This is a genomic window from Enterobacter sp. ku-bf2 (assembly GCF_001742765.1).
Lineage (GTDB): Bacteria > Pseudomonadota > Gammaproteobacteria > Enterobacterales > Enterobacteriaceae > Enterobacter > Enterobacter quasiroggenkampii.
Genome location: NZ_MDVW01000001.1, coordinates 1,825,443 through 1,847,206, shown reverse-complemented (window position 1 = coordinate 1,847,206; position 21,764 = coordinate 1,825,443). Strand labels below are relative to the sequence as shown.

General features: G+C 57.6%; 22 protein-coding genes and 1 pseudogene. 6 read left to right on the top strand and 17 right to left on the bottom strand.

Features of this window, described 5'->3' with window-relative positions; all coding sequences use genetic code 11:
• A pseudogene (locus BFG58_RS24165) lies at nt 1-202 on the top strand (LysE family translocator); the annotation flags it as partial.
• A 155-nt stretch (nt 203-357) separates the two neighbouring features.
• Here the strand turns inward: BFG58_RS24165 and BFG58_RS23090 are convergent.
• The 10 genes from BFG58_RS23090 to BFG58_RS08765 form a co-directional block, all read right to left on the bottom strand.
• Nucleotides 358-900, bottom strand: coding sequence for a DUF3916 domain-containing protein (locus BFG58_RS23090; protein WP_071599704.1), 543 nt, complete (start codon nt 898-900; stop codon nt 358-360).
• 235 nt (nt 901-1,135) lie between these two features.
• Nucleotides 1,136-1,591 carry a hypothetical protein gene (locus BFG58_RS08805; RefSeq protein WP_069719639.1) on the bottom strand — a complete coding sequence of 152 codons (456 nt, stop codon included), beginning with the start codon at nt 1,589-1,591 and terminating at the stop codon, nt 1,136-1,138.
• A 232-nt stretch (nt 1,592-1,823) separates the two neighbouring features.
• Nucleotides 1,824-2,855 carry a C45 family peptidase gene (locus BFG58_RS08800; protein ID WP_069719638.1) on the bottom strand — a complete coding sequence of 344 codons (1,032 nt, stop codon included), beginning with the start codon at nt 2,853-2,855 and terminating at the stop codon, nt 1,824-1,826.
• Between the two features lie 21 nt (nt 2,856-2,876).
• Entirely contained in the window at nt 2,877-3,599 is a 723-nt protein-coding gene (gene glnQ, locus BFG58_RS08795) for a glutamine ABC transporter ATP-binding protein GlnQ (RefSeq protein ID WP_069719677.1), read from the bottom strand.
• A 2-nt stretch (nt 3,600-3,601) separates the two neighbouring features.
• Nucleotides 3,602-4,258, bottom strand: a complete 657-nt coding sequence (glnP, locus tag BFG58_RS08790; protein WP_024906945.1) for a glutamine ABC transporter permease GlnP — start codon at nt 4,256-4,258, stop codon at nt 3,602-3,604.
• 50 nt (nt 4,259-4,308) lie between these two features.
• The gene (gene glnH, locus BFG58_RS08785) at nt 4,309-5,061 is read right to left on the bottom strand and encodes a glutamine ABC transporter substrate-binding protein GlnH (RefSeq protein WP_069719637.1); all 753 of its coding nucleotides are present in this window, start codon (nt 5,059-5,061) and stop codon (nt 4,309-4,311) included.
• 125 nt (nt 5,062-5,186) lie between these two features.
• A complete protein-coding gene (locus BFG58_RS08780; protein ID WP_175430163.1) occupies nt 5,187-5,741 on the bottom strand; it encodes a carboxymuconolactone decarboxylase family protein in 555 nt (184 codons plus the stop codon).
• Nucleotides 5,738-7,066, bottom strand: a complete 1,329-nt coding sequence (locus tag BFG58_RS08775) for an aspartate aminotransferase family protein (RefSeq protein ID WP_069719636.1) — start codon at nt 7,064-7,066, stop codon at nt 5,738-5,740. The genes BFG58_RS08780 and BFG58_RS08775 overlap by 4 nt, the downstream gene beginning before the upstream one ends.
• Before the next feature lie 127 nt (nt 7,067-7,193).
• Nucleotides 7,194-8,051, bottom strand: a complete 858-nt coding sequence (locus tag BFG58_RS08770) for a MurR/RpiR family transcriptional regulator (protein ID WP_045909652.1) — start codon at nt 8,049-8,051, stop codon at nt 7,194-7,196.
• Nucleotides 8,052-8,384: 333 nt separating this feature from the next.
• Nucleotides 8,385-9,266 carry a LysR family transcriptional regulator gene (locus BFG58_RS08765; RefSeq protein ID WP_045909651.1) on the bottom strand — a complete coding sequence of 294 codons (882 nt, stop codon included), beginning with the start codon at nt 9,264-9,266 and terminating at the stop codon, nt 8,385-8,387.
• 105 nt (nt 9,267-9,371) lie between these two features.
• On the opposite strand from BFG58_RS08765, the gene budA reads away from it, so the two are divergent.
• From budA to BFG58_RS08745, 4 genes are all read left to right on the top strand, one after another.
• A complete protein-coding gene (gene budA, locus BFG58_RS08760; RefSeq protein WP_086374961.1) occupies nt 9,372-10,151 on the top strand; it encodes an acetolactate decarboxylase in 780 nt (259 codons plus the stop codon).
• A gap of 13 nt (nt 10,152-10,164) precedes the next feature.
• Nucleotides 10,165-11,844 carry an acetolactate synthase AlsS gene (gene alsS / locus BFG58_RS08755; RefSeq protein ID WP_024906953.1) on the top strand — a complete coding sequence of 560 codons (1,680 nt, stop codon included), beginning with the start codon at nt 10,165-10,167 and terminating at the stop codon, nt 11,842-11,844.
• A 20-nt stretch (nt 11,845-11,864) separates the two neighbouring features.
• Nucleotides 11,865-12,635 carry a (S)-acetoin forming diacetyl reductase gene (locus BFG58_RS08750; RefSeq protein WP_023334821.1) on the top strand — a complete coding sequence of 257 codons (771 nt, stop codon included), beginning with the start codon at nt 11,865-11,867 and terminating at the stop codon, nt 12,633-12,635.
• 131 nt (nt 12,636-12,766) lie between these two features.
• Nucleotides 12,767-13,240 carry a cold-shock protein gene (locus tag BFG58_RS08745; RefSeq protein ID WP_045909648.1) on the top strand — a complete coding sequence of 158 codons (474 nt, stop codon included), beginning with the start codon at nt 12,767-12,769 and terminating at the stop codon, nt 13,238-13,240.
• 77 nt (nt 13,241-13,317) lie between these two features.
• Here the strand turns inward: BFG58_RS08745 and BFG58_RS08740 are convergent, their stop codons facing one another.
• The 5 genes from BFG58_RS08740 to BFG58_RS08720 form a co-directional block, all read right to left on the bottom strand.
• On the bottom strand, nt 13,318-14,022 hold the full coding sequence (locus BFG58_RS08740) for an ABC transporter ATP-binding protein (RefSeq protein ID WP_069719635.1): 705 nt from the start codon (nt 14,020-14,022) through the stop codon (nt 13,318-13,320).
• On the bottom strand, nt 14,009-14,845 hold the full coding sequence (locus BFG58_RS08735) for an ABC transporter ATP-binding protein (RefSeq protein ID WP_069719634.1): 837 nt from the start codon (nt 14,843-14,845) through the stop codon (nt 14,009-14,011). Before BFG58_RS08735 ends, BFG58_RS08740 begins: the two co-directional genes overlap by 14 nt.
• Nucleotides 14,838-15,671, bottom strand: a complete 834-nt coding sequence (locus BFG58_RS08730) for an ABC transporter permease (protein ID WP_045909645.1) — start codon at nt 15,669-15,671, stop codon at nt 14,838-14,840. Before BFG58_RS08730 ends, BFG58_RS08735 begins: the two co-directional genes overlap by 8 nt.
• Complete coding sequence (locus BFG58_RS08725) at nt 15,671-16,684, bottom strand: ABC transporter permease (protein WP_069719633.1); 1,014 nt, start codon at nt 16,682-16,684, stop codon at nt 15,671-15,673. Before BFG58_RS08725 ends, BFG58_RS08730 begins: the two co-directional genes overlap by 1 nt.
• 97 nt (nt 16,685-16,781) lie before the next feature.
• A complete protein-coding gene (locus BFG58_RS08720) occupies nt 16,782-18,350 on the bottom strand; it encodes an ABC transporter substrate-binding protein (RefSeq protein WP_069719632.1) in 1,569 nt (522 codons plus the stop codon).
• A 201-nt stretch (nt 18,351-18,551) separates the two neighbouring features.
• Between BFG58_RS08720 and BFG58_RS08715 the strand changes: the two genes are divergently transcribed.
• Nucleotides 18,552-19,250 (top strand): GNAT family N-acetyltransferase, encoded by a 699-nt coding sequence (locus BFG58_RS08715; RefSeq protein ID WP_069719631.1) that lies wholly within the window; start codon nt 18,552-18,554, stop codon nt 19,248-19,250.
• Between the two features lie 33 nt (nt 19,251-19,283).
• Here the strand turns inward: BFG58_RS08715 and BFG58_RS08710 are convergent, their stop codons facing one another.
• The gene (locus BFG58_RS08710; RefSeq protein ID WP_069719630.1) at nt 19,284-20,978 is read right to left on the bottom strand and encodes a thiamine pyrophosphate-binding protein; all 1,695 of its coding nucleotides are present in this window, start codon (nt 20,976-20,978) and stop codon (nt 19,284-19,286) included.
• Nucleotides 20,979-21,011: 33 nt separating this feature from the next.
• A complete protein-coding gene (locus tag BFG58_RS08705) occupies nt 21,012-21,752 on the bottom strand; it encodes an SDR family oxidoreductase (protein WP_069719629.1) in 741 nt (246 codons plus the stop codon).
• Nucleotides 21,753-21,764: the final 12 nt, after the last annotated feature.

Here is a 21,764-nt window from a genome sequence, read left to right as displayed (position 1 = left end):
TGTTCTGGGTAGTATCCAGAAGCTGGCAGGAATTATTTCCCTGGGGTCAGTCGCGATGGCATCAGGGACATTTGGAAACTGGCTAAGTAAACACCCTGGCTTTATCAAATGGCAGGAACGATTTACAGGTGTTGTCATGATAGGCCTCGGTATCCGCATGTTGTTAAGCGGGTCTGGTGTCGTATCGAAATCTTCCAGCTAAGTTCTACCGAAAGGGTAAACCTAGTGACAGCTCTTTGCTCACAGATGACCTAACTGCGCTTCAAGCGGTCTTCTTCGTGCCAAGGGCGGACGTTAGACAAAAGTAGTGGCCCTTTTTATAAGTGCCTTATTTTTAATCAAATGAAAGCAACCCCCTCAAGTCACCTGACCATAATACCAGCGTTCCCCCGTAAACCACTCATCACGGTCCTCACTTCCATAATATTCGAGAGTGATACCGATTTCCTGTATGTTAGTAGGAAGAACGAGCCCCCACTCAGCTGCAAGGCTACGATCTTTGATCAAAGCTGAAGCACCATTTTCAGAACGATCTTCAGCTATAAAGCCTTGAAAATATTCTTCAGAACGATAAAGACAGACCTCACTTGTAAACATATCAGGAAGACATACGACAGCGGTAATTCGAGGACTGTAATTCATACCAGCAGTAGCCGTTATGAGGTTTGAACATGCATTAATCAAAGCTTGCGCACAAGCCGCTTTGGTTTTAAGCGTGCTACATTTCCCCTCAACGATATTAATGTCTACTGGAATTTTAAAATTCCAGTAATGCTCATCTTCTGAGAAAATGCTACGTTCAGGGTTGTGAAAAGTACTAGCCCAACGGTTAAGAGCTTTGATGCGTCGGGGAATATTTCTGATTTTGGTTCGATAGTCTCTGTTAAGTCGTCTACTCATGAATACTTTAATTTTAGCTCGTCAAACAGTTCGAATTGTGTCCCTATACAAGAACATTCTATCCTAATTTGTTTAGCTTATCGTTATGCATGTAATCTAACGCACCGCAATCGGCTTGCGAGAAATTAAGTCCGCTGTTCGCTCCTAACGGACATTCAACAAACAACGCTATTCTTTTAGTAAGGCCAAAGCCCTGCTTTTTATCCTGCAGAACTCCGGCCTTCCATCATCCACCTCAGTGCGCTGCGATATAAGGCTCCTTCACAAACTCCGCCAGCAGCCAGACCATATCATGCAGCAGCCCGGTCAGCTCTTTCGCCACGTTTACAGGGAGCGTCCCGCCCATCACCGCCAGCGTTAACGCTACGGCATAGTCCACCTGTAGCGTAGTCTCTTGCCAGCAGTCCGGCACGCAGGAAGCAATCTTTTCCCCCGCAATCAGCCGTTCAACCAGATACGGCGGAAGTTCCGAGTCACAGCACTCTCGCAGCCGTTTGAGCGCAGCCAGTAATTGCTTACAAAGCGTGGCAAACGTCACCGCATCGTCAGTTTCCACCAGTACGCTTACGTAAGCGGCGCAGGCATCGGCCAGTTCGAAGAGATCCGCAGAATCGGAAATGGGGTGGGTGATGAGCTGATGAACAGCGCTTTCCTCAGAAAGCGCGTAGGAAAATTCAGGGGTAGTCGCCATTTAGCATCCTCTTTGTCCAAAAAATGTCATGTTATGCTAACGGGTTCCTACGCCCGGTTACGGATGTGCCGCAACGCAGGCACTTTACGGCGGTGAAAAAAGGAAGGAAAGGGGATGCCCCTGAATTACAAAAGGTTGCTTGCAGGTTTGCGAGGCGGCTTCCAGAAGGGCATTGCCGGGTGGCGGCTACGCCTGACCCGGCCTACAAAAATCACAGCCCTGTAGGCCCGCGCTAGCGCAGCGCCGCCGGGTATTCCTGCTGTAAAACGGGTTTTTGCCGATCGTGTGTGAATATCTGCCATTTTATCTGCGACGTACTCAGGGTAAAAATGGCCGTGGCCAGCGTGTTCTCTTCATCCGGGTCGTGTGGCGAGAGACGATAAATCGGGAGCGCAGGATCATGCTGGTCTGAAAGAATCCCCAGAGCCGCTGCACCATCAAGGTGAGATTGCGTCTCCAGCCAGGCGTTAAGCCGCTGCTGGCGTGACCGGGAGCTGTCAGTGATGACCTGCTCAACCGCATCAAGCTGAGGGTGGATAAGGTGATTAGCATGGGCGAAAACGTCCCGCAGCGGCGTGACGGAACAGCCTGTTCCCGTCGCCTCCACGCTAAACAGCCGGCTGTCTCCCATTTGTCCCAGCGTATGATGAAAGGCTCCGGTGCGTGGCGATGAAGTCAGTATAGTGATAACTTCATCCAGGCTGGCGGCATTCAGCGCAGCGCGGGCAAGTATCTGGCGCGGCATGCCGTCCGGACGGTGCAAAGCGCGTATGTTATTCACCGTGTTCACCACACCCTTTTCGTTTACGGCGAAGGTGTGTCCGCAAATCGATCCCGGGTAAGCGAAACTGGTGAACGCCAGGCCGTCATCCGGGGTGATGCTGACGATGGCGCAGTCATTGCGAAGCTGCGGGAAACCGTCTTCATTATGCGCGATAATCAGCTCTCCCTCCGCGGTGCTTCCCGCTACCGTGGTGCAGCCATCAGAGGTTGAGCGCACCAGATCGCCGCGGCAGTTCCAGGCAAACACCTCATCAAACGGTGCATCCAGGCCCTCGGCCAATCCCTCCAGCTCCTGCCAGATCAGGGGATACTGAGACTGGACCCGCGAGCGCATGCTCCGGGTCTGTTCTGCGTCTTTCATGGCGGTAACGGTTTGCCACAACGCCGTTTGCGTCAGTTTTGCATGCCAGGCCTCGTGGCCGAACGCGCCAAGCGCCTGACCTACTGCAAAAGCGGAACCACGAATGTCGATTTTTTTCATAGTGTTATCATTCACTTCTGTTCAGGATACGTGTTGCAAAAATTCTTTCAGGCGGGGATTGCGACTGTTATTCAGCAGCATATCAGGTGGACCATCTTCGGCAATGGTACCGCCATCAATAAAGATGAGCCGGGATGCCACATCGCGGGCGAAGCCGATTTCATGGGTCACAATCACCATGGTCATGCCTTCTTCGGCCAGCGAGCGCATGACTTTCAGCACCTCATGCCGTAATTCGGGGTCCAGCGCTGAGGTCGGCTCATCGAACAGCATCATTTTCGGTTTCACCGCCAGGGCTCTGGCAATGGCCACGCGTTGCTGCTGACCGCCAGAGAGCTCTGATGGGTAGTGACTGGCGCGTTCGCGTAAGCCAACGCGGTCCAGCAGCGCCAGCGCCTGTTCCCGCGCGGCGGCTTTGCTCTGTTTGCGTACGCGAACCGGACCAAACATCACATTCTCCAGCGCCGTCAGATGGGGGAACAGATGGAACTGCTGAAACACCATCCCGGCTTCACGGCGGATATCACATTCGTTAGCGTGAGGATCGGTAATATGCATTCCCGCTACCAGCAGCGTGCCGGAGGAAATTTCCTCCAGCTTGTTAATGCAGCGCAGCAGCGTCGATTTGCCCGAACCGGAAGGGCCGATGATCACCACGACTTCGCCAGCATCAATTTTTAAATTGATGTCGTGCAGCACCTGAGTGGCGCCGAAATTTTTCGACACTGCGCTAAATTCAACCATGCTCATAAAATATGGATCCTCTTCTCCAGTTGCTTCAGCAGGAAACTCAGGCACAGCGTCACCAGCAGGTAAATCATTGCCACTGCGGTCCAGACTTCCAGCGCGCGGAAATTACCGGCAATAATTTCTTGCCCCTGACGAGTCAATTCCGCCACACCAATCACAATAAACAGCGAGGTGTCTTTAATACTGATAATCCACTGATTACCCAACGCAGGGATCATACGGCGTAATGCCAGCGGCATAATGACATGCCATAGCGTGCTGCGCTGGGATAATCCCATTGCCAGGCTGGCCTCTCTAAAACCTTTATTAATCGAGAGGATCGCACCTCGGGTGATTTCTGCAATATAAGCACCCGAGTTAATCACAATGGTCGTAATGGCCGCCGTTACCGGGTCGATATGAATCGGTAACACCATGGGGAGTGCGAAGTAAATAAACATCACTTGCACCATAATAGGCGTTCCGCGGATTAACTCGACAAAAACTAACGAGACTGTTTTTGATATTTTCCCTCCGAGCGCCCGGCAGGTTCCGGCCAGCAGGCCAATAACAAAACCACCCAATAAACCTGATAATGAAATAATCAGCGTCAGCTGTAGTCCTTGCAACAGCAGCGGCAGGGACTCCCAAATATATTTACTGTCGAAATTCATATGTTACCCGTTAAGATGCAACGAGGTCGGATCGCTCCGACCTGGCGGGATTATTTTGGCTGTTTAGCAAACCACTTCACGTAAATCTTGTTGTAAGTTCCGTCCGCACGTAACGCCTGCAGTGCAGCGTTGACCTTCGGCGTCAGGCTGCTGTTCTTCTGCATCGCAAAACCGTAGTGCTGCGGCAGAATGCTGTCAGTCTCGCCGGTCGATTTCACTTTGCCATCACCCGCCGTTTTTACGTAATAGAGCACGTTGGGGGAATCATGTACCACGGCATCAAGGTTGCCTGCCTGCAAATCAAGATAGGCGTTGTCGATATTCGGGAATTCAACATAGTTCGCCTTATATTTGCTTTTCATAAAGCTCGCCGCCGCCGTTCCCTGCTTTAATCCCACTTTCTTTCCTGCTAAATCGCTGAATTTAGTAATGGTATTATCGCTGCTTTTCACCGCCATTAATAAATCAGCATCATAATAACCGTCGCTGAAATCGACGACCTGTTTACGCGCATCGGTTATCGTAATGCCCGCCATGGCGACATCCAGATTACGTGATTGCAAACCCGGAATCAGTCCCCCGAAGTCCATCGGGCGTAATTCGTAGCTGACATCCATTTTTTTGGCGATGGCGTCCCACAAATCAATATCAAAGCCGACGTATTTATCGCCTTGTTTAAATTCAAAGGGGACAAAGGCGGTATCAACACCAACCGTTAATTTATCCTGCGCTTGTGCCACAAAACTGGCGGAGCAAGCGACCAGCGCTAACGTAACTTTTAATTTAGTTAATAATCCAGACATGATAACCCTCGGCGTCAGTGAAGTAGCGTGCATGAATGTCACCCGGCGAAATACATCTGCGGGGTGGGGAAATAAAATGTTGATATGCAGGGCGCACTTTCATGCGCCAAAGTTAAAGCGAAAGCTTATGCGGGAATAATCTCATCCCGGGTGTCGGGTACCGGCGTCTGCGCGCCGTTCATTACCATTGAGAGAAAACTGTAATAGCCATTGATGCCGATCAGGTCCACCACGCCTTTCTCGCCCCACAGCGCGATAGCGTGCTGCCAGGTGGCATCGCTGACCTTCTGCTGCTCCTGCAACTCCTTGCAAAAGTGATAGATCGCCCACTCATCCGGCTGCAGATCCTCTGGAAGACGCTTTTCATTAATCGCCTGCACCGCCGCGGCAGAAATACCCTTCTCGCGCGCTATCGGCGCATGAATCGCCCACTCCACAGGCTGCGACCAGTGCCGCGCGGTCATCAAAATCGCCAGTTCAGACAGGCGCTGCCCCAGCGCGCTGCGATAACGCAGGTATTCCCCCATGCGTTGTGCATGCGCCATAAGCTCTGGGCTGCGCAGCAGCGGCTCGAAAGGTGGCAGCAGCGCACCGCGGGGCCCGTTGATTATCTCTTCGGCCAACGCGCGCTGCTGGTCGTCCCACTCATGCTCCGCCAGCGGCGGTAAACGATTGATCATAATTTGCTGGTCTCTTCGCGAATCACGGTGTTCAGCGTGTCGATCACAAAGTCGAGCTGGCCAGGCGTGACGATAAACGGTGGTGCGATCAGGATATGGTCGCCATACTGCCCGTCAATAGTTCCACCCATTGGATAGACCATCAGCCCACGTGACATACAGTTTGCTTTGATGGCTGCATGCAGCTTCAGGGCAGGATCGAAGGGGGTTTTGCTCTCTTTATCGCGTACCAGCTCAACGCCCGCAAACAAGCCGCGTCCACGCGTATCACCGACGTGCGGTAATTCCCCCAGCACTTCACGCAATGCGCTGTGCAGGTAATCCCCCTGTTGCCTCACCGCCTGCAGCAAATTATCGCGCGCAATCACCTGCTGCACGGCCAGGGCTGCGGACGCGGCGGTTGCGTGGCAAATGTAGGTGTGCCCGTGCTGGAACAGACCGCTACCGGCCTGCAGGGCTGAGACAATCTTCTCGCTCGCTAATACTGCGCCAATCGGCTGATAGCCGCCCCCCAGCCCCTTCGCGATGGTCACCAAATCCGGCACCACATCATCCTGTTCAAACGCATGCAATGTGCCGGTGCGTCCCATGCCACACATGACTTCATCCGCGATGTAGAGGATGCCGTATTTATCACACAGGTTGCGTACACCTTTAAGATAGCCCGGGGTAGGCGGGGTGGCGCCGGTGGTGGCCCCCACCACGGTTTCTGCACAGAAACCAATAATGGTGTCGGGACCGGCCTCAATAATGGCGTGCTCCAGCTCGTTGAGCAGACGCGTGGTGTATTGCTGCTGGGTTTCGTCAGCGCGGCGGTCGCGATATTCATTGCAGGCCGAAACGCGGATCACGTCGATCAGCAAGGGAGCAAACTGGCGGCGGCGCCATTCGTTGCCTCCCACCGCGAGCGCCCCAAGGGTATTGCCATGGTAGCTCTGCTTGCGGGCGATAAATTTGGTGCGCGACGGCTGGCCGATCTCAACAAAATACTGGCGCGCCAGCTTAAGCGCGGTTTCAACCGCTTCCGAACCGCCCGAAACGAAATAGGCATAGTTAAGATCGCCAGGCGCCGTGCGCGTCAGCTGTTCAGCAAGCTGCTCAACGGTGTCGCTGGTAAAAAAACTGGTGTGGGCATAGGCCAGTTGATCGATCTGGCGATGCATCGCAGCCAGCACGTCAGGATGCGCGTGGCCTAAACAGGAAACGGCGGCGCCACCGCAGGCATCCAGATACTGTTTTCCCTGTGCATCAAAAATGTACGCCCCCTGGGCGCGTACCGCCACGGCGGGCGTGCTGCGTAGACTGCGGTGAATGATATGGGTCATGCTGGTCCTGCTCCTGAATGCGCTGTGCTAATGAAGCGCATCATGCAGGATTCATTTGTATCACGTCAATTTCATTTTGATTCAAATGTATTCTGTTTTCTTATGCCGGATGCAAATGAATTATTTTTCAGGGTTTCCCGGGCACCACATAGGCACCAGAGTTAATAAGGTAGCGTTCAGCATTTTCGATTTTATTCACTGCATCTCGACCATGGCGCGCGACCAGCATCGCCAGTAAACACTCGGCCAGCCCCATGCCGGACACCACGGAGGGGAAAAACGACGGGCTGTCGATAGAGAACAGCAGCGTGCAATCGGCAGCCTGGGCTAATGGCGAGACGGGAGAATCCGTGATGGCAACGATCGTCGCGCCTGCCTGCTGGGCCGCGCGCAGGACATCGAGCGACTCACGGGAATAGGGGGCAAAACTGGTGAGTAACAGGCAATCTTGTGCTGTTAATTCGCGGGTGAACACCTCGATATTGCTCGCCAGACCATCAATTAACGACGCCTGCCGATTGAACAGTCGATAGACATAAAACAGCGACCAGGCGATAGGAAAGCTGGCCCGGAAGCCGCAAATATAGACATTCTCAGCCGCGTCCAGCAGCGTTACAGCTTGCTCCATGGCCTGATGGTTTTCATGCTGTGTGAAAGCCAAATTGGCCTGATGCGCCTGAAACACCTCTTCATACAGCTGCGGCTGAGTGCCTTTGGCGATCAGCTTCTCGGCTTTGGATACATATGTATCATTGCGCAGCCCGAGTTCATCGATGAATGCGTCTTTGAGTTCACCCCAGCCGTTGTAGCCTAATCGTTGCGCTAGCCGCAGCAGCGTAGCGGGTTTTACACCGGCTTCACTGGCGAAGGCACGCATCGATAGCACGACCAGTTGATTGGTATTCTGTAGCGAGAACTCGGCAGCACGCTGTAATTCCGCAGACAACTCACTGAATGTACTGACAATATTTTCCCTTGGATTCATAGCAAATAGTCCCGCTGTTTAAGGTTAGCGCTGCAGTTGTCAAGTGACGTTCAATCTTCGCAGACTGAACGGACTCGCGTTGTCCCGGAAACGGATGATGAAAACACAGCGTAAATAAGTCAACGGGGAACTGAACAGGGGTATCAGACGTGCGAAACCATCCTGAACGCCAGAATTGTCCTCTTAAGCCATAGCAGAGAACGATATCTGGAGTTAACACCGGAGACTGGTATTGCCGGGTGGCGGCTACGCCTTACCCGGCCTACAAAAGAAAAGCGACACGAACCGTAGGCCTGCGCAAGCGCAGCGCCGCCGGGCACAGCAGCACGGCCGTCAGCCCTCGCTCAGCATCGTCAAAAACCGCTTCACCGTCCGTGAGCGTTCAAAGCGCCGCCAGCAGAGCGCGATGTCGGTATACAGCTCCGGTGAACTCAGCGTGTGATAGGTGACATTCGGCGGAGATATGGCCGCCATGGATTTCGGCACCAGCGCAAACCCGCCGCCGGCGGAAACCATGCTCAGGGAGGAGGAAAGCTGCGACGACTGCAGCGCGTGCTGCACGTCAATCCCGGCCCGCTCGCAGCAGCCGTGAACCCGGTCGTACAGGCCCGGCGCGACCTCCTGCGGGAACAGCACCACCGGCGTATCCCGAAGCTGCTCCAACGCCAGCGAATCGCACGCCGCCAGCGGATGATCGCGATGCAGCGCCACCACCATCGGCTCCCGGTCGAGGATTTTTAACTCGAACGCCTTGCTGCTCTCGCACGGCAGGCGCACGAAGGCGATATCCAGTTCACCCTCCGCCAGCATCGTCGTCAGCGACGACATATTGGCTTCCACCTGATGAACCTGCACCGCCATGTTCTGCACCTGAAACTGGCGAATCAGGGTAAAGATTTTGGGATGAAAAGCGTCGGAGCTGGTGATGCCAATCGACAGGTTGCCGTTCAGCCCGCGCGCGATGCCGCGGGCTTTCTCCAGCGCGGCATCGCTCAGCGCCAGGATCTTGCAGGCGTCCTCATAGAAGGCTTCTCCCGCTTCGGTCAGCTCCACGCCCCGCGTCAGGCGCCTGAACAGCGGCGTGCCCACTTCCTCTTCGAGCCGTTTGATCTGCTGACTCAGAGGAGGCTGCGAAATACCCAGCGCTTCGGCCGCCCTGGTGAAGTGTCGCTCGCGTGCAACCGCGACAAAATACCGCAGATAACGAAGTTCCATATCTAAAACGTCTCAAACCAGCATGGTTTCTATATTGGAACTCTCTGCTGAATCGGGTCAACATTTATTTAACCTTTCTAAATAAAGTTGAAGAGGACGAGCATGATGGTGCATTCATCTGCCTGCGACTGTGAAGCCAGTCTGTGCGAGACCCTGCGCGGGTTCTCTGCTCAGCATCCTGACAGCGTGATCTATCAGACATCGCTAATGAGCGCCCTGCTAAGCGGCGTGTATGAAGGAGAGACCACCATCGCCGATCTGCTGGCACACGGTGACTTTGGTCTGGGCACCTTCAACGAGCTGGACGGCGAAATGATCGCCTTCAGCAGCCAGGTGTACCAGCTGCGCGCCGACGGCAGCGCCCGGGCCGCGAAGCCGGAGCAAAAAACGCCGTTTGCGGTGATGACCTGGTTCCAGCCGCAGTATCGGATCACCTTCAATGCGCCGGTCAGCCGTCAGCAGATCCACGACGCGATCGACCAGCAGATCCCCTCCGATAACCTGTTCTGCGCGTTGCGCATTGACGGCAACTTCCGCCATGCCCACACCCGCACAGTACCGCGCCAGAAGCCGCCGTACCGCGCGATGACCGACGTGCTGGACGACCAGCCGGTGTTCCGCTTTAACCAGCGTGAAGGGGTGCTGGTCGGGTTCCGCACGCCGCAGCATATGCAGGGCATCAACGTGGCGGGCTACCACGAACATTTCATTACCGACGACCGTCAGGGCGGGGGGCATCTGCTCGACTACCAGCTGGAGAGCGGCGTGCTCACCTTCGGTGAAATTCACAAGCTGATGATCGACCTGCCCGCCGATAGCGCGTTTTTACAGGCCAACCTTCACCCCAGCAATCTGGATGCGGCGATCCGTGCCGTCGAAAACTAACAGGAGAACTACCGTGAACAGTGAGAAACAGTCACGTCAGTGGGCGCACGGCGCCGATTTGGTTGTCGGCCAGCTGGAAGCGCAGGGCGTGAAGCAGGTGTTCGGGATCCCGGGGGCGAAAATCGACAAGGTCTTTGACTCCCTGCTGGACTCCTCCATCGAGATTATTCCGGTGCGTCACGAAGCCAACGCGGCGTTTATGGCGGCGGCGGTAGGGCGTCTGACCGGCAAGGCCGGGGTGGCGCTGGTGACCTCCGGGCCCGGCTGTTCCAACCTGATCACCGGCATTGCCACCGCCAACAGCGAAGGCGACCCGGTGGTGGCGCTGGGCGGGGCGGTGAAGCGGGCGGATAAAGCCAAGCTGGTGCACCAGAGCATGGACACCGTCGCCATGTTCAGCCCGGTCACCAAATACGCCGTGGAGGTGAGTGCGCCGGACGCGATTGCGGAGGTGGTTTCCAACGCGTTTCGCGCCGCCGAGCACGGCAGGCCGGGGGGCGCCTTCGTCAGCCTGCCGCAGGATATTGTCGATCAGCCCGCCACGGGGGCGATTTTACCCGCCAGCGGTCCCGCGCTGATGGGGCCGGCACCGGAATCCGCCATCAACGACGTGGCGAAGCTTATCGAAAAGGCCAAAAACCCGGTCATCCTGCTGGGGCTGATGGCGAGCCAGCCCGCCAACAGCGCCGCGCTGCGCAAGCTGCTGGAGAAAAGCCGTATTCCGGTCACCAGCACCTATCAGGCCGCCGGGGCGGTGAATCAGGAGCACTTCACCCGCTTCGCCGGGCGCGTCGGTCTGTTCAATAACCAGGCGGGTGACCGGCTGCTTCATCTGGCGGATCTGATTATCTGCATCGGCTACAGCCCGGTGGAGTACGAGCCGTCCATGTGGAACAGCGGCGACGCCACGCTGGTGCACATCGATGTGCTGCCAGCCTATGAAGAACGTAACTACGTCCCGGATCTGGAGCTGGTGGGGGACATCGCCGAAACGCTGAATCAGCTCGCTAACCGTATCGACCACAAGCTTGAGCTAAGCCAGCGGGCCTCCGAAATTCTGGTCGATCGCCAGCATCAGCGCGATCTGCTCGATCGTCGCGGCGCCTCGCTTAATCAGTTTGCCCTGCATCCGCTGCGCATCGTGCGCGCCATGCAGGACATCGTCAATAACGACGTGACGCTCACCGTGGATATGGGCAGCTTCCACATCTGGATCGCCCGCTACCTCTACAGCTTCCGGGCGCGTCAGGTGATGATCTCCAACGGTCAGCAGACCATGGGCGTCGCGCTGCCGTGGGCCATTGGCGCGTGGCTGGTCAACCCGAGCCGCAAGGTGGTGTCGGTCTCCGGCGACGGCGGCTTCCTGCAGTCGAGCATGGAGCTGGAAACCGCGGTGCGCCTCAACGCTAACGTGCTGCACATCATCTGGGTGGATAACGGCTACAACATGGTTGCCATTCAGGAAGAGAAAAAATACCAGCGTCTTTCCGGCGTCGAGTTCGGCCCGGTCGATTTCAAGGTCTATGCCGACGCCTTTGGCGCGAAAGGCTTTGCCGTGGAGAGCGCCGACGCGCTCGAACCCACGCTGCGTGCGGCGATGGATGTGGATGGCCCGGCCGTGGTGGCCATTCCCGTCGACTACAGCGATAACCCGCTGCTGATGGGCCAGCTCCATCTCAGCCAGATTTTGTGACTCAACATAAGGACAGAGAAATGCAAAAAGTTGCTCTCGTAACAGGCTCAGGCCAGGGGATTGGTAAAGCGATTGCGCTTCGCCTGGTGAAGGATGGGTTTGCCGTCGCCATCGCCGACTATAACGTGGAAACGGCAAGAGCCGTCGCCGATGAAATCATCCGTAACGGCGGTAACGCCGTCGCCGTGAAGGTGGACGTCTCTGACCGCGAGCAGGTATTTGCGGCGGTGGAGAAAGCCCGCACCGCGCTGGGTGGCTTCGACGTGATCGTTAACAACGCCGGGGTTGCGCCGTCCACGCCGATCGAGTCCATCACGCCGGAGATTGTCGACAAGGTCTACAACATTAATGTGAAAGGGGTGATCTGGGGGATCCAGGCCGCGATTGACGCGTTCCGCAAAGAGGGGCACGGGGGCAAAATCATCAACGCCTGCTCCCAGGCGGGTCACACCGGTAACCCGGAGCTGGCCGTCTACAGTTCCAGTAAGTTCGCGGTGCGCGGCTTAACCCAGACCGCCGCACGGGATCTTGCTCCGCTGGGGATCACCGTTAACGCCTACTGCCCGGGCATCGTGAAAACGCCGATGTGGGCAGAGATCGACCGTCAGGTCTCCGAGGCGGCGGGTAAACCGCTGGGCTACGGAACCGAAACCTTTGCCAAACGCATCACGCTTGGCCGCCTGTCCGAACCGGAAGATGTCGCTGCCTGCGTTTCATACCTGGCGGGACCGGATTCCGACTACATGACCGGCCAGTCTCTGCTCATCGATGGTGGGATGGTGTTCAACTAAATTCTAATAAGCTCTGACATGAGTTTTCCCCTGCACCCGTGCAGGGGCTTTTTTTTGTCTCCTCCGCCATTGTGCATTACACTGCGCGCTGCAAAACTTTAGTCATTACGATCTGACAGGCGGTAACAGCGATGAACGGTACAATCACAACGTGGTTTAAAGATAAAGGCTTTGGATTTATCAAAGATGAAAACGGCGACAACCGCTATTTTCATGTGATTAAGGTCGCGAACCCCGATCTGATTAAGAAAGATGCCGCGGTGACCTTCGAGCCAACCACCAACAACAAAGGCCTTTCCGCCTACGCGGTGAAGGTGATCCCCGAAAGCAAACATCTCTATATCGCAGGCGAGCGCGTGAAGCTCACCTCGATCAAATCCTTCGTGGTGTTCAACGAAGAAGAGCCCGCGGATACCAAAATCGACAAAGAAAATGCGGTGCTGTCGGTGGGGCTGCTGATGAACAGCATCAAGCCGAAATCTGATAAAAAACCGGGCGAAATGCGCACGGTGAAGAAGCTGGCGATCACCACCTTCCAGAATACGACGCTGATCTTCACTGAAGATGAGATCGACATCGATGCCACGGTGAAGCTGCTGAAGTAATTGTTTGCCGGGTGGCGGCGATGCCTTACCCGGCCTACGAAAAACCTCAACGCGCCACCGGGCACCGCCGCACGCACTTAACCCATCCTGTGCTCGCCCCGTAACATCGCCTCACGGTCAAACACCTTCTGGATCACCCCGTGCGCCATAAACGCTGCCCGGTCGGACATATGGGCAATCACATCCGCGTCGTGACTGACCAGCAGATAGGTCATCTCATGCTCGGCCTTCAGGCGGTTAAGCAGGTTCAGGATTTCCGCCTGTACCGACATATCCAGCGCCGAAGTCGGTTCATCCAGCAGCAGAAGCTGCGGGCGCAGCAGCAGCGCGCGGGCAATCGCAACGCGCTGACGCTGGCCGCCGGAAAGCTGGTGCGGATAGCGCCTGCCCGCGTCGGCGGAGAGCCCCACCTGCAGCAGCGCATTGGCCATCTTTTCCGCGATCTGCGTCTCGCCGTGGATGCTTAACGGCTCCGACAGCGTGCGCGCAATGGTGTGGTTCGGGTGCAGCGACGCCCACGGATCCTGAAACACCATCTGCACGTTGCGGCGAAGCTCGCCTTCAAAACGTCGCCCTGGCGTTAACGTTTCTCCCAGCAGTGCAATACTGCCACGCCACTCGCGCTGCAGCCCAGCCAGCACGCGCAGAAGGGTCGATTTGCCGCAGCCGGATTCGCCAATCAGGCTGAACGTTTCGCCTCTCTCAATGCTAAAGCTGGCGGCAGAGACCGCCGTTTTTTCCCCGAAGGTGACCTGCACCTGGTTAACCTCAACGAGCGCCATCGCTGGCCTCCTTCCACGGCTGTGAACGGTCGAGCGTCGGCAGCATCTGTCCATAAGTATGGGCGTCTGGTCGACAGGTCCAGAGGGTTCGCGTGTACGGATGCGTCGCCTGCGGGAGCTGGCTCGCTGTCATCTCATCCACCTTTTCGCCCTGATACATCACCAGCACGCGGTCGCAGTGCTCCGCCACCAGCGGCAGATCGTGGCTGATTAACAGCATCGCCATCTGGCGTTCTTCGCACTGCTGCACCAGCAGCTCGAGGATCTGGTTGCGCAGGCGCGCGTCCAGCGCGGAGGTCGGTTCGTCGGCAATCAGCACCTGCGGGTTGTTGATCAGCGCAATCGCAATCATCACCCGCTGGCCCATGCCCCCGGAAAGCTCACCGGGGTAGCGTGACAGCACGTTCTCGCTCAGCCCGACGGCGCGGAGGATGTCGTGAATGCGCGCCGCACGCTCCGGGCGCGGCAGGCGCTGATGCAGCGTGAGCGCCTCATCAAGCTGGGCGGCGACGCTTTTGACGGGGTTAAGGGCGTAACGCGGATCCTGCAGGACCATCGCAATGCCGTTGCCGCGCAGCGCCTGCCAGCGGCGGGCGTTCAGGGTCAGCAGATCGTTGCCCAGTACGTTAAGCCGGTTGGCGCTCACGATACCGGGTTTACGCACCAGACCCATCAGGGCGCGGGCGGACATGGACTTGCCGGAGCCGGATTCCCCCACCAGCGCCAGCCGCTCGTTGCCAAGCGTAAAGCTCAGGTTGTTGACCACGCGTGCGGCGGGGTAGTCGATATTCAGCGCATCGACGATGACGCGATGTTCAGTCATGCTGTGGCTCCAGTACGTCGCGCAGGCCATCGCCTAACAGGTTAAACGCCAGGCTGGCAAACAGGATGGCTCCGCCCGGAATGGCGGCAATCCACCACTGGTCGAAAATGACCTGCATGCCGTCCGCAATCATCGCCCCCCATTCGGCCATGGGCGGCCGTGCGCCAAGGCCGAGGAAGCCGAGACCGGCGGCGGCCAGAATAATTCCCGCCAGATCCAGCGCCAGCCGCACAATCGCGGAGGGCAGGCACAGGGGCAGAATATGGCCGACCAGCAGGCGCAGGCCGCGGATCCCCATCATCTCGGCGGCGGCCAGATAATCGCTGTGGCGCAGACGCTGGATCTCGCTCCGCGCCTGCCGCGCGTAGGCAGGCCAGGTGGTTAAGGCCAGCGCCAGCGCGCCGTTGACCAGCCCCGGACCGAGCATCGCGACAAATGCGAAAGCGAGGATCAGGCGCGGCATTGACATCACCACGTCGGTGAAGCGCATCAGGATACGCTCCATCCAGCCGCCGTAGTAGCCGGACAAAATGCCCACCAGCAGCCCGGCGGGCAGGGTAATAACCGTCACCAGGGCAACCAGCCCGAGCGCCGGACGCGTGCCGTAAATCAGGCGCGAGAGCAGATCCCGCCCGTAGCCGTCGGTGCCCAGCCAGTGCTGGCCGGTCGGTGCCTGCAGGCGCGCGGCGGCGTCCTGCCAGTTCGGATCAACCGGTGCCAGCCACGGGGCGAACAGGGCAATAAACACCAGCAGCGCGATGGCAATCAGTCCGCAAACGGCGGCAGGGGAGCGGCGCAGGCGACGTAAGAAGAGATAAAACGGCATCAGCGCACCCTGGGATCGGTTGCCCGCACAAGCAGGTCGGTAAGGTTATTGATCAGGACAAAACAGACGCCAATCAGCAGCGTGCCGCCCATGACCGCGGTGGTGTCTCCGGCGAACAGGGCGGTGGTGAGATAGCGTCCGATGCCCGGCCACGAGAACACGGTCTCTGTTAATACCGCACCCTCCAGCATGCTGGTGTAGGCCAGGGCAATCACCGTCAGAAGGGTGCTGCGAATGTTCGGCAGCACGTGGCGCAGCAGAATGGTCATCTCCCCGGCGCCCTTGGCGCGGGCAAGGAGGATGTACTCCTTGTTCATTTCGCCGAGGCAGGCGGAGCGGGTCAGGCGGGTAATGCTCGCCAGCGAGTAATATGCCAGCACCACCACCGGCAGCACCAGGTGGCTGAGGGCGTTGCGGAATGCCTCGCGATCGCCGGAAAGCCAGGTATCTATCAGCGCAAAGCCGGTGCGTGGCTCGACGGTGAACTGCCAGATATCGTCCAGCCTGCCGGGGCCCGCGCTCCACTGCAGCCTGGCGTAGAACAGGGCCAGCATCAGCAGGCCAAGCCAGAAAATCGGCACCGAGTTGCCGAGCAGGGTGAGCGTTCTGATCGCTAAGTCCAGTGGCGAACCGGCGTAGCGGGCGCACAGCACACCCGCAATCACGCCGAGTACCGTGCCGATAATTAGCGCCAGCGTTGCCAGCTCCAGCGTGGCGGGGAAGGCGTGCAGCAGATCCTGCAGCACCGGCTGCCCGGTGGCGCTGGCGGTGCCCAAATCACCGTAGGCAAGGTTTTGCAGGTAGTGCCAGAACTGTACGGGCAGGGAACGATCCAGCCCAAGCTGGTGGCGAACCTCATCGTACGTCGACTGGCTGGCGTGATCCCCGACGATCTGCAGCACGCGATCGACCGGTGAAAACGCCGAGAGCGCAAACGTGACGAGCAGCAGCCCGAAGAGCGTGAGCAGCAGGGTCAGCAGACCCTGAAGCACGCGGGTGGAAAGATGTGGCATGGGAAATCTCTTCATGCCGGGTGCGGCTTCGCCTTACCCGGCCTACAAAAACCGAGAACACAGGCCGGGTAAGCGCAGCGCCACCCGGCAACAAGGGCTACTTCGTGACGCGATCGTACCAGACCATATCCGCATTCAGCCCCTGCTGATACCCCTTCACGTTATCGCGCACCACGATCTGGGTTTTGCCCTGATCGACGAACACGTACGGCGAGCTCTGCTGCAGCTGTTCCTGCATTTTCTTGTACAGATCCAGACGCTTCGCCGGATCCGGTTCGGCAACCGCCGCCAGCGTGGCCTTGTTCAGCTCCGGAATTTTCCAGCCGTTCAGACCGGCCACGGTGCTGGACTTCCCGTCGTTCCACGCGAAGGCGCTGGCGTTAGAGTGCGCATCGAAGTAGTCCGGGATCCACAGACGAATCGCCGCCTGATGCTGCTTTGCGCGCACGCGGGCATAGACCTGGCTCCCGGCGGCAGGCAGCAGATCCACCTTCACGCCACCCTGAGCGAAGCTCGCCTGCATCGACTGGGCGATGGTGATAAACGGCGGCTTGTTCTCTACGTCCAGCGTGAAGTGCGCGTCCTTAATGCCCGCTTTGGCGAGAATGGCTTTCGCTTTTGCCGGGTCAAATTTAAACGGATTGTCTTCCAGCGCGCCCGGCAGGCCGACCGGCAGGAAGCTCTGGTGAACAAAATACTGGCCTTTCAGCAGGTTCTTCGTGATGCCGTCATAGTCGACCAGCCAGCGTGAGGCTTCCCAGAAGGCCGGGTTGTTCAGCAGCGGGTTAGCGCTGTTGCCGGTGTTAAACACCAGGTAATTCTGCTCGGCGGACGGAATGCTCAGCACCTTCACGCCCGGCTTGCCGTCCAGGGCGCTAATCTGGTCTGCACCCAGATCGCGCGCCACGTCCGCATCCCCCTGCTGGATCAGCAGGCGGCGTGAAGCCGGATCGGGGACGTTTTTAATGATGATGCTTTTGAGCTTCGGCGCGCCGCCGGGCGCGGCGTCGTTAGCTTCCAGCACGATGGCCTGATGCGGCTGATAGACGCGCATTTTGAATGCGCCGCTGCCCGCCGAGTGCATTTTCAGCCACGCGTTACCGAAGTCATTATCCTTCACGTTCGCGGCGACCTCTTTTTCATCGACGATAGAGGCAATCGGCGTGGAGAGAATATTCAGCGCCACCGACGGGCTGACGTCCGCCGTCCAGTGAAGCTGGAGCGTATGATCGTCCACTTTCTTCAGCTGACTGGCGATGTTGCTCGCGTCCCAGCCCAGCACGTTGAGGATAAAGGCCGGGGATTTGTTCAGCGTCACGGCGCGGGTATAAGAGAAGATCACGTCTTCCGGGCGCAGCGGATTGCCGGAGGCGAATTTCGCATCGGGTTTAAGCTTGATGGTCAGGGTTTTTGCTGCCGCGTCCGCGTCCCAGCTTTCTGCCAGAATCGGCGTGATTTTTTCCGGATTATCGCGGTCCGGCTGTACCAGACGCTGGTAAAGGCTCGGCACGGTCTGGATGCTGGAGAGCTCGTTGGCTTCGGCCGGGTCGAGGCTCACGATATCATCAAGCCCCTGGGCAACCACCAGCGTGTTGGGCGGAGTAGCGGCGTGGGCTGCGCCTGAGAGCGCAGCCAGCACCAGTAACGGCAACAGTTTTTTTGTCATAGCGATCCCTGAGAAGAATATATTGTGATTGTTTTATGCTCCGCTACGTTAGGGCGACTGTGACATTCCACAAAGTCGAAATTCAGCTTTACTTATGCCTTCCGGGAATATCGCATGCGCTCGGGCTATTAAAACACGCTGCTTTTCGCGCGCTTTTTAACCTGCTATAACAAATGCCTTACCTTTCAGGGAGTCACCGCCGTGCCCGAAATCAATCAACATGGTCAAACCGTTAACGATATCGTTCCCGACTGGAAAGGCGCGCGCGCGTTAACCCGCACGCCGCTGTTCGGCCAGTATTGTCGCCTGGAGTCGCTGGACGCTGATCGCCACGCGGCCGATCTCTATGAGGCCTACGCGCTGGGCGACGACAGCGACTGGACGTGGCTTGCCAGCACGCAGCCCACGAGCGTGGAAGCCACCGCGCACTGGATCATGGCGAAGGTCATGGATGATGAGCTGGTGCCGTTTGCCGTCATTGACTTACGCACCGAACGTGCGGTGGGGCTGGTGAGCTATATGGCCAATGAGCGGCTGCTGGGGTCGGTGGAGATAGGACACGTCACCTGGTCGCGTAAAATGAAAGGTTCCCGCATCGGCACTGAAACGGTGTGGCTGCTGCTGAAAAATGCGTTTGAGCACGGCTATCGGCGGCTGGAGTGGAAGTGCGATTCGATGAACGTTGCCTCACGCAGGGCGGCGGAGCGGCTGGGGTTTGTCTGGGAAGGGCGCCTGCGCCAGAAGCTGGTGCGCAAAGGGCGCAACCGCGACAGCGATATGCTTTCTATTATTGACGGCGAATGGCCGCAAAGAGATGCGGAGCTGCGCGCCTGGCTGGCGGCGGAGAATTTTGACGACGACGGGCGTCAGATAAGGCGCCTTGAGGCGTTTCGGTTATAAGTTTTTTATGTAGGGTACAGCGTAAACGCGCGGCTAATCCGCGGAAATCGCGATTTCAATCAGGTTGGTTTTTCCTGACTGTAGCCCGCGCGCTACCGCTTCGGCGATATCGGCAGCCTCGGTTACCCGGCAGCAGTGGACGCCCATGGCGGTGGCCAGCGACTGAAAATCGATATGCGGGTTCACCAGGTCCATCCCGATAAAACGCCCCAGCCGCGTTGAGCTGTAGTCAGCCTGGCTCTTCATAAAGTTTTTCAGGATGTTGTACTCCCTGTTATTCATGACGATAAAGGTGACCGGCAGATTTTCGTGTGCCGCCGTCCAGAGCGCCTGCGGCGAGTACAGGGAGGCTCCGTCACCTATCAGGCAGACCACCGGCTCCCGTCCGCGTCCCAGCGAGTGCCCTACTGAGGCAGGCATCCCCCAGCCCAGTCCGCCGCCGCGCATAAAGTAGTAGCGCTGGTGCTGCTGGTCAGAGATGAACCGGCGGACATGCCTGGCGGTCGCTATCGCCTCATCAACGATGGTGGTACCCGCCGGAATGGATCGGATGACTTCCCAGGCTGCGACCATCGGGGAGAGCGCCGGGCGTAGCCGCTCGGCGGCCAGACGTTCCTCCTGCTGCTGCCACTCCTTCTCCCGTTCGTCGCGGGCCGCAACCAGCAGCCGCTGGTGGATCAGCCTGCTGGCGATCAGGCGCTGCTCAAGCTTCGGCAACAGTTCGTGCAGGGAGAGCTTGATATCCCCCATCACCGAAAGGCGAGTGGCATACGTACGGCCAAGCTCGTGCATATCCGCCGAGAGCTGATACACCGCGCAGGTCGCCGGAATAGCCTCGCCCTCGCTGTACAAAATGGTGATCAGGCTTCTGCCGCCGATGATGAATACGGCATCGTAGGCATTGATGATGCTGGCGATTTCGCTGGCGGTGGTGGGCATATTGCCCCGCCAGAGCGCGTGCTGAGTGGGAAAAGGCAAATTCAGCGGCCAGGAGGAGCCATAGACGTGGGCGCTGAGCGCTTCCGCCAGCTGGACAATTTCCTGCGTCGAGCCGCTGGAGTGCACCTCATCGCCCGCCACAATCATGATCCTGCCGGGCGTAACCTGGCTCAGTTCTTCGGCCAGCTCGTCCAGCGAGCCCGCCACGGTGTGGTAGTTCACTTTCGAGGCCGTTTGTATCCCGGCGTCGCTGAGCTCTTCCATCACGTTCATTGGCAGAGAGAGCAGCACCGGACCAGCCGGAGGATAGCTGGCAGCATGAAACGCCCGGCGCACCAGCACCGGGAGCTGGTCGGCGCTGGTGACCTCCTGCGCCCATTTCATGACCGGGGAGCCAATGGAAACAATATCATCATACAGCAGCGGGTCGCGGACGTAGTGCCGCGTATCCTGCTGTCCAACGGTGACCACCAGCGGGGTTTTCATGATCCGCGAATTAATCAGATTCCCCATGCCGTGCCCCAGACCGCTGGCGGTATGCAAATTGATAAAGCCCGTTTTGCCGGAGGCTTTCGCATAGCCGTCAGCAATTGCCACCACGGTGCTCTCCTGTAGCGCCAGAATATAATGAATATTTTCATGGCGAAGCAGGGCATCAATGAGCGGAAGTTCGGTGGTACCGGGGTTGCCAAAAATATATTCCACGCCTTCACTCTCCAGCACTTCAAGGAGAATATCGGCACCCGTTCGCATATTGAGATCTGATAAGGACGTTAATGATTTAATCATACTGACACCTCATTCAGTATTATTTAACCCAGGCTAAAATTCTTCCTGTGTTGGACGAACAACAATTTCATTAATATCAACGTCGCCAGGCTGTTCAATAGCAAATAAAACCGCGCGGGCAATTGCTTCAGCCGGAATAGCCTGCTTATAAAACTCATGGAGAAATTTTTTGCTCTCTTCGTCAGAACTGCCGAATTGCAGTTCGCTCTCGACGGCACCGGGCGAAATAAGCGTCGTGCGGAGGGTTTTACCCGCCTCCTGACGTAAGCCTTCACTCAGCGCGCGGACGGCGAATTTCGTGGCGCTGTACACCACGCCGCCAGGCGCCAGCACCTTGATGCCCGCGACGGAGGCAACGTTAATAAAATGCCCGCTGCCCTGACGCTGGAACACCGGGAAAGCGGCAGCGATGCCGTACAGTACCCCTTTCAGATTGGTGTCAATCATCTTGTCCCATTCGTCGGTTTTCAGCTCGCTCAAGGGGGCGATAGCCATAAAGCCCGCGTTGTTGATCAGCACATCCACGCGCTGGTAGGCGTGAACGGCAGCGTCAATGGCACGCTGAACCTCTTCCTGACGGGTGACATCGGCCTTGACGGCAATAGCCTTGCCGCCTTGCTGAATAATCTGATCCACCAGGGCATTAATTCTGTCCAGACGGCGCGCCACCAGCACCAGCGAAAACGCGTTATTCGCTAAATGGAGGGCAATCGCCTGACCAATACCGCTGCTGGCACCGGTAATGACAACAACCTTGTTTGCACTATTATTCATGATCTTATCTCG

Bases quoted from the DNA above. Each gene is read 5' to 3' on its own strand.
- glnH (WP_069719637.1), bottom strand. From the start codon at position 5,061: ATGTCTGGATTATTAACTAAATTAAAAGTTACGTTAGCGCTGGTCGCT.
- BFG58_RS08710 (WP_069719630.1), bottom strand. From the start codon at position 20,978: ATGATTAAATCATTAACGTCCTTATCAGATCTCAATATGCGAACGGGT.
- BFG58_RS08750 (WP_023334821.1), top strand. From the start codon at position 11,865: ATGCAAAAAGTTGCTCTCGTAACAGGCTCAGGCCAGGGGATTGGTAAA.
- BFG58_RS08765 (WP_045909651.1), bottom strand. From the start codon at position 9,266: ATGGAACTTCGTTATCTGCGGTATTTTGTCGCGGTTGCACGCGAGCGA.
- BFG58_RS08745 (WP_045909648.1), top strand. From the start codon at position 12,767: ATGAACGGTACAATCACAACGTGGTTTAAAGATAAAGGCTTTGGATTT.
- BFG58_RS08735 (WP_069719634.1), bottom strand. From the start codon at position 14,845: ATGACTGAACATCGCGTCATCGTCGATGCGCTGAATATCGACTACCCC.
- BFG58_RS08705 (WP_069719629.1), bottom strand. From the start codon at position 21,752: ATGAATAATAGTGCAAACAAGGTTGTTGTCATTACCGGTGCCAGCAGC.
- BFG58_RS08805 (WP_069719639.1), bottom strand. From the start codon at position 1,591: ATGGCGACTACCCCTGAATTTTCCTACGCGCTTTCTGAGGAAAGCGCT.
- glnP (WP_024906945.1), bottom strand. From the start codon at position 4,258: ATGAATTTCGACAGTAAATATATTTGGGAGTCCCTGCCGCTGCTGTTG.
- BFG58_RS08740 (WP_069719635.1), bottom strand. From the start codon at position 14,022: ATGGCGCTCGTTGAGGTTAACCAGGTGCAGGTCACCTTCGGGGAAAAA.
- glnQ (WP_069719677.1), bottom strand. From the start codon at position 3,599: ATGGTTGAATTTAGCGCAGTGTCGAAAAATTTCGGCGCCACTCAGGTG.
- BFG58_RS08730 (WP_045909645.1), bottom strand. From the start codon at position 15,671: ATGCCGTTTTATCTCTTCTTACGTCGCCTGCGCCGCTCCCCTGCCGCC.
- BFG58_RS08775 (WP_069719636.1), bottom strand. From the start codon at position 7,066: ATGACCCATATCATTCACCGCAGTCTACGCAGCACGCCCGCCGTGGCG.
- BFG58_RS08770 (WP_045909652.1), bottom strand. From the start codon at position 8,051: ATGAATCCAAGGGAAAATATTGTCAGTACATTCAGTGAGTTGTCTGCG.
- BFG58_RS23090 (WP_071599704.1), bottom strand. From the start codon at position 900: ATGAGTAGACGACTTAACAGAGACTATCGAACCAAAATCAGAAATATT.
- BFG58_RS08725 (WP_069719633.1), bottom strand. From the start codon at position 16,684: ATGCCACATCTTTCCACCCGCGTGCTTCAGGGTCTGCTGACCCTGCTG.
- BFG58_RS08780 (WP_175430163.1), bottom strand. From the start codon at position 5,741: ATGATCAATCGTTTACCGCCGCTGGCGGAGCATGAGTGGGACGACCAG.
- budA (WP_086374961.1), top strand. From the start codon at position 9,372: ATGGTGCATTCATCTGCCTGCGACTGTGAAGCCAGTCTGTGCGAGACC.
- BFG58_RS08720 (WP_069719632.1), bottom strand. From the start codon at position 18,350: ATGACAAAAAAACTGTTGCCGTTACTGGTGCTGGCTGCGCTCTCAGGC.
- BFG58_RS08800 (WP_069719638.1), bottom strand. From the start codon at position 2,855: ATGAAAAAAATCGACATTCGTGGTTCCGCTTTTGCAGTAGGTCAGGCG.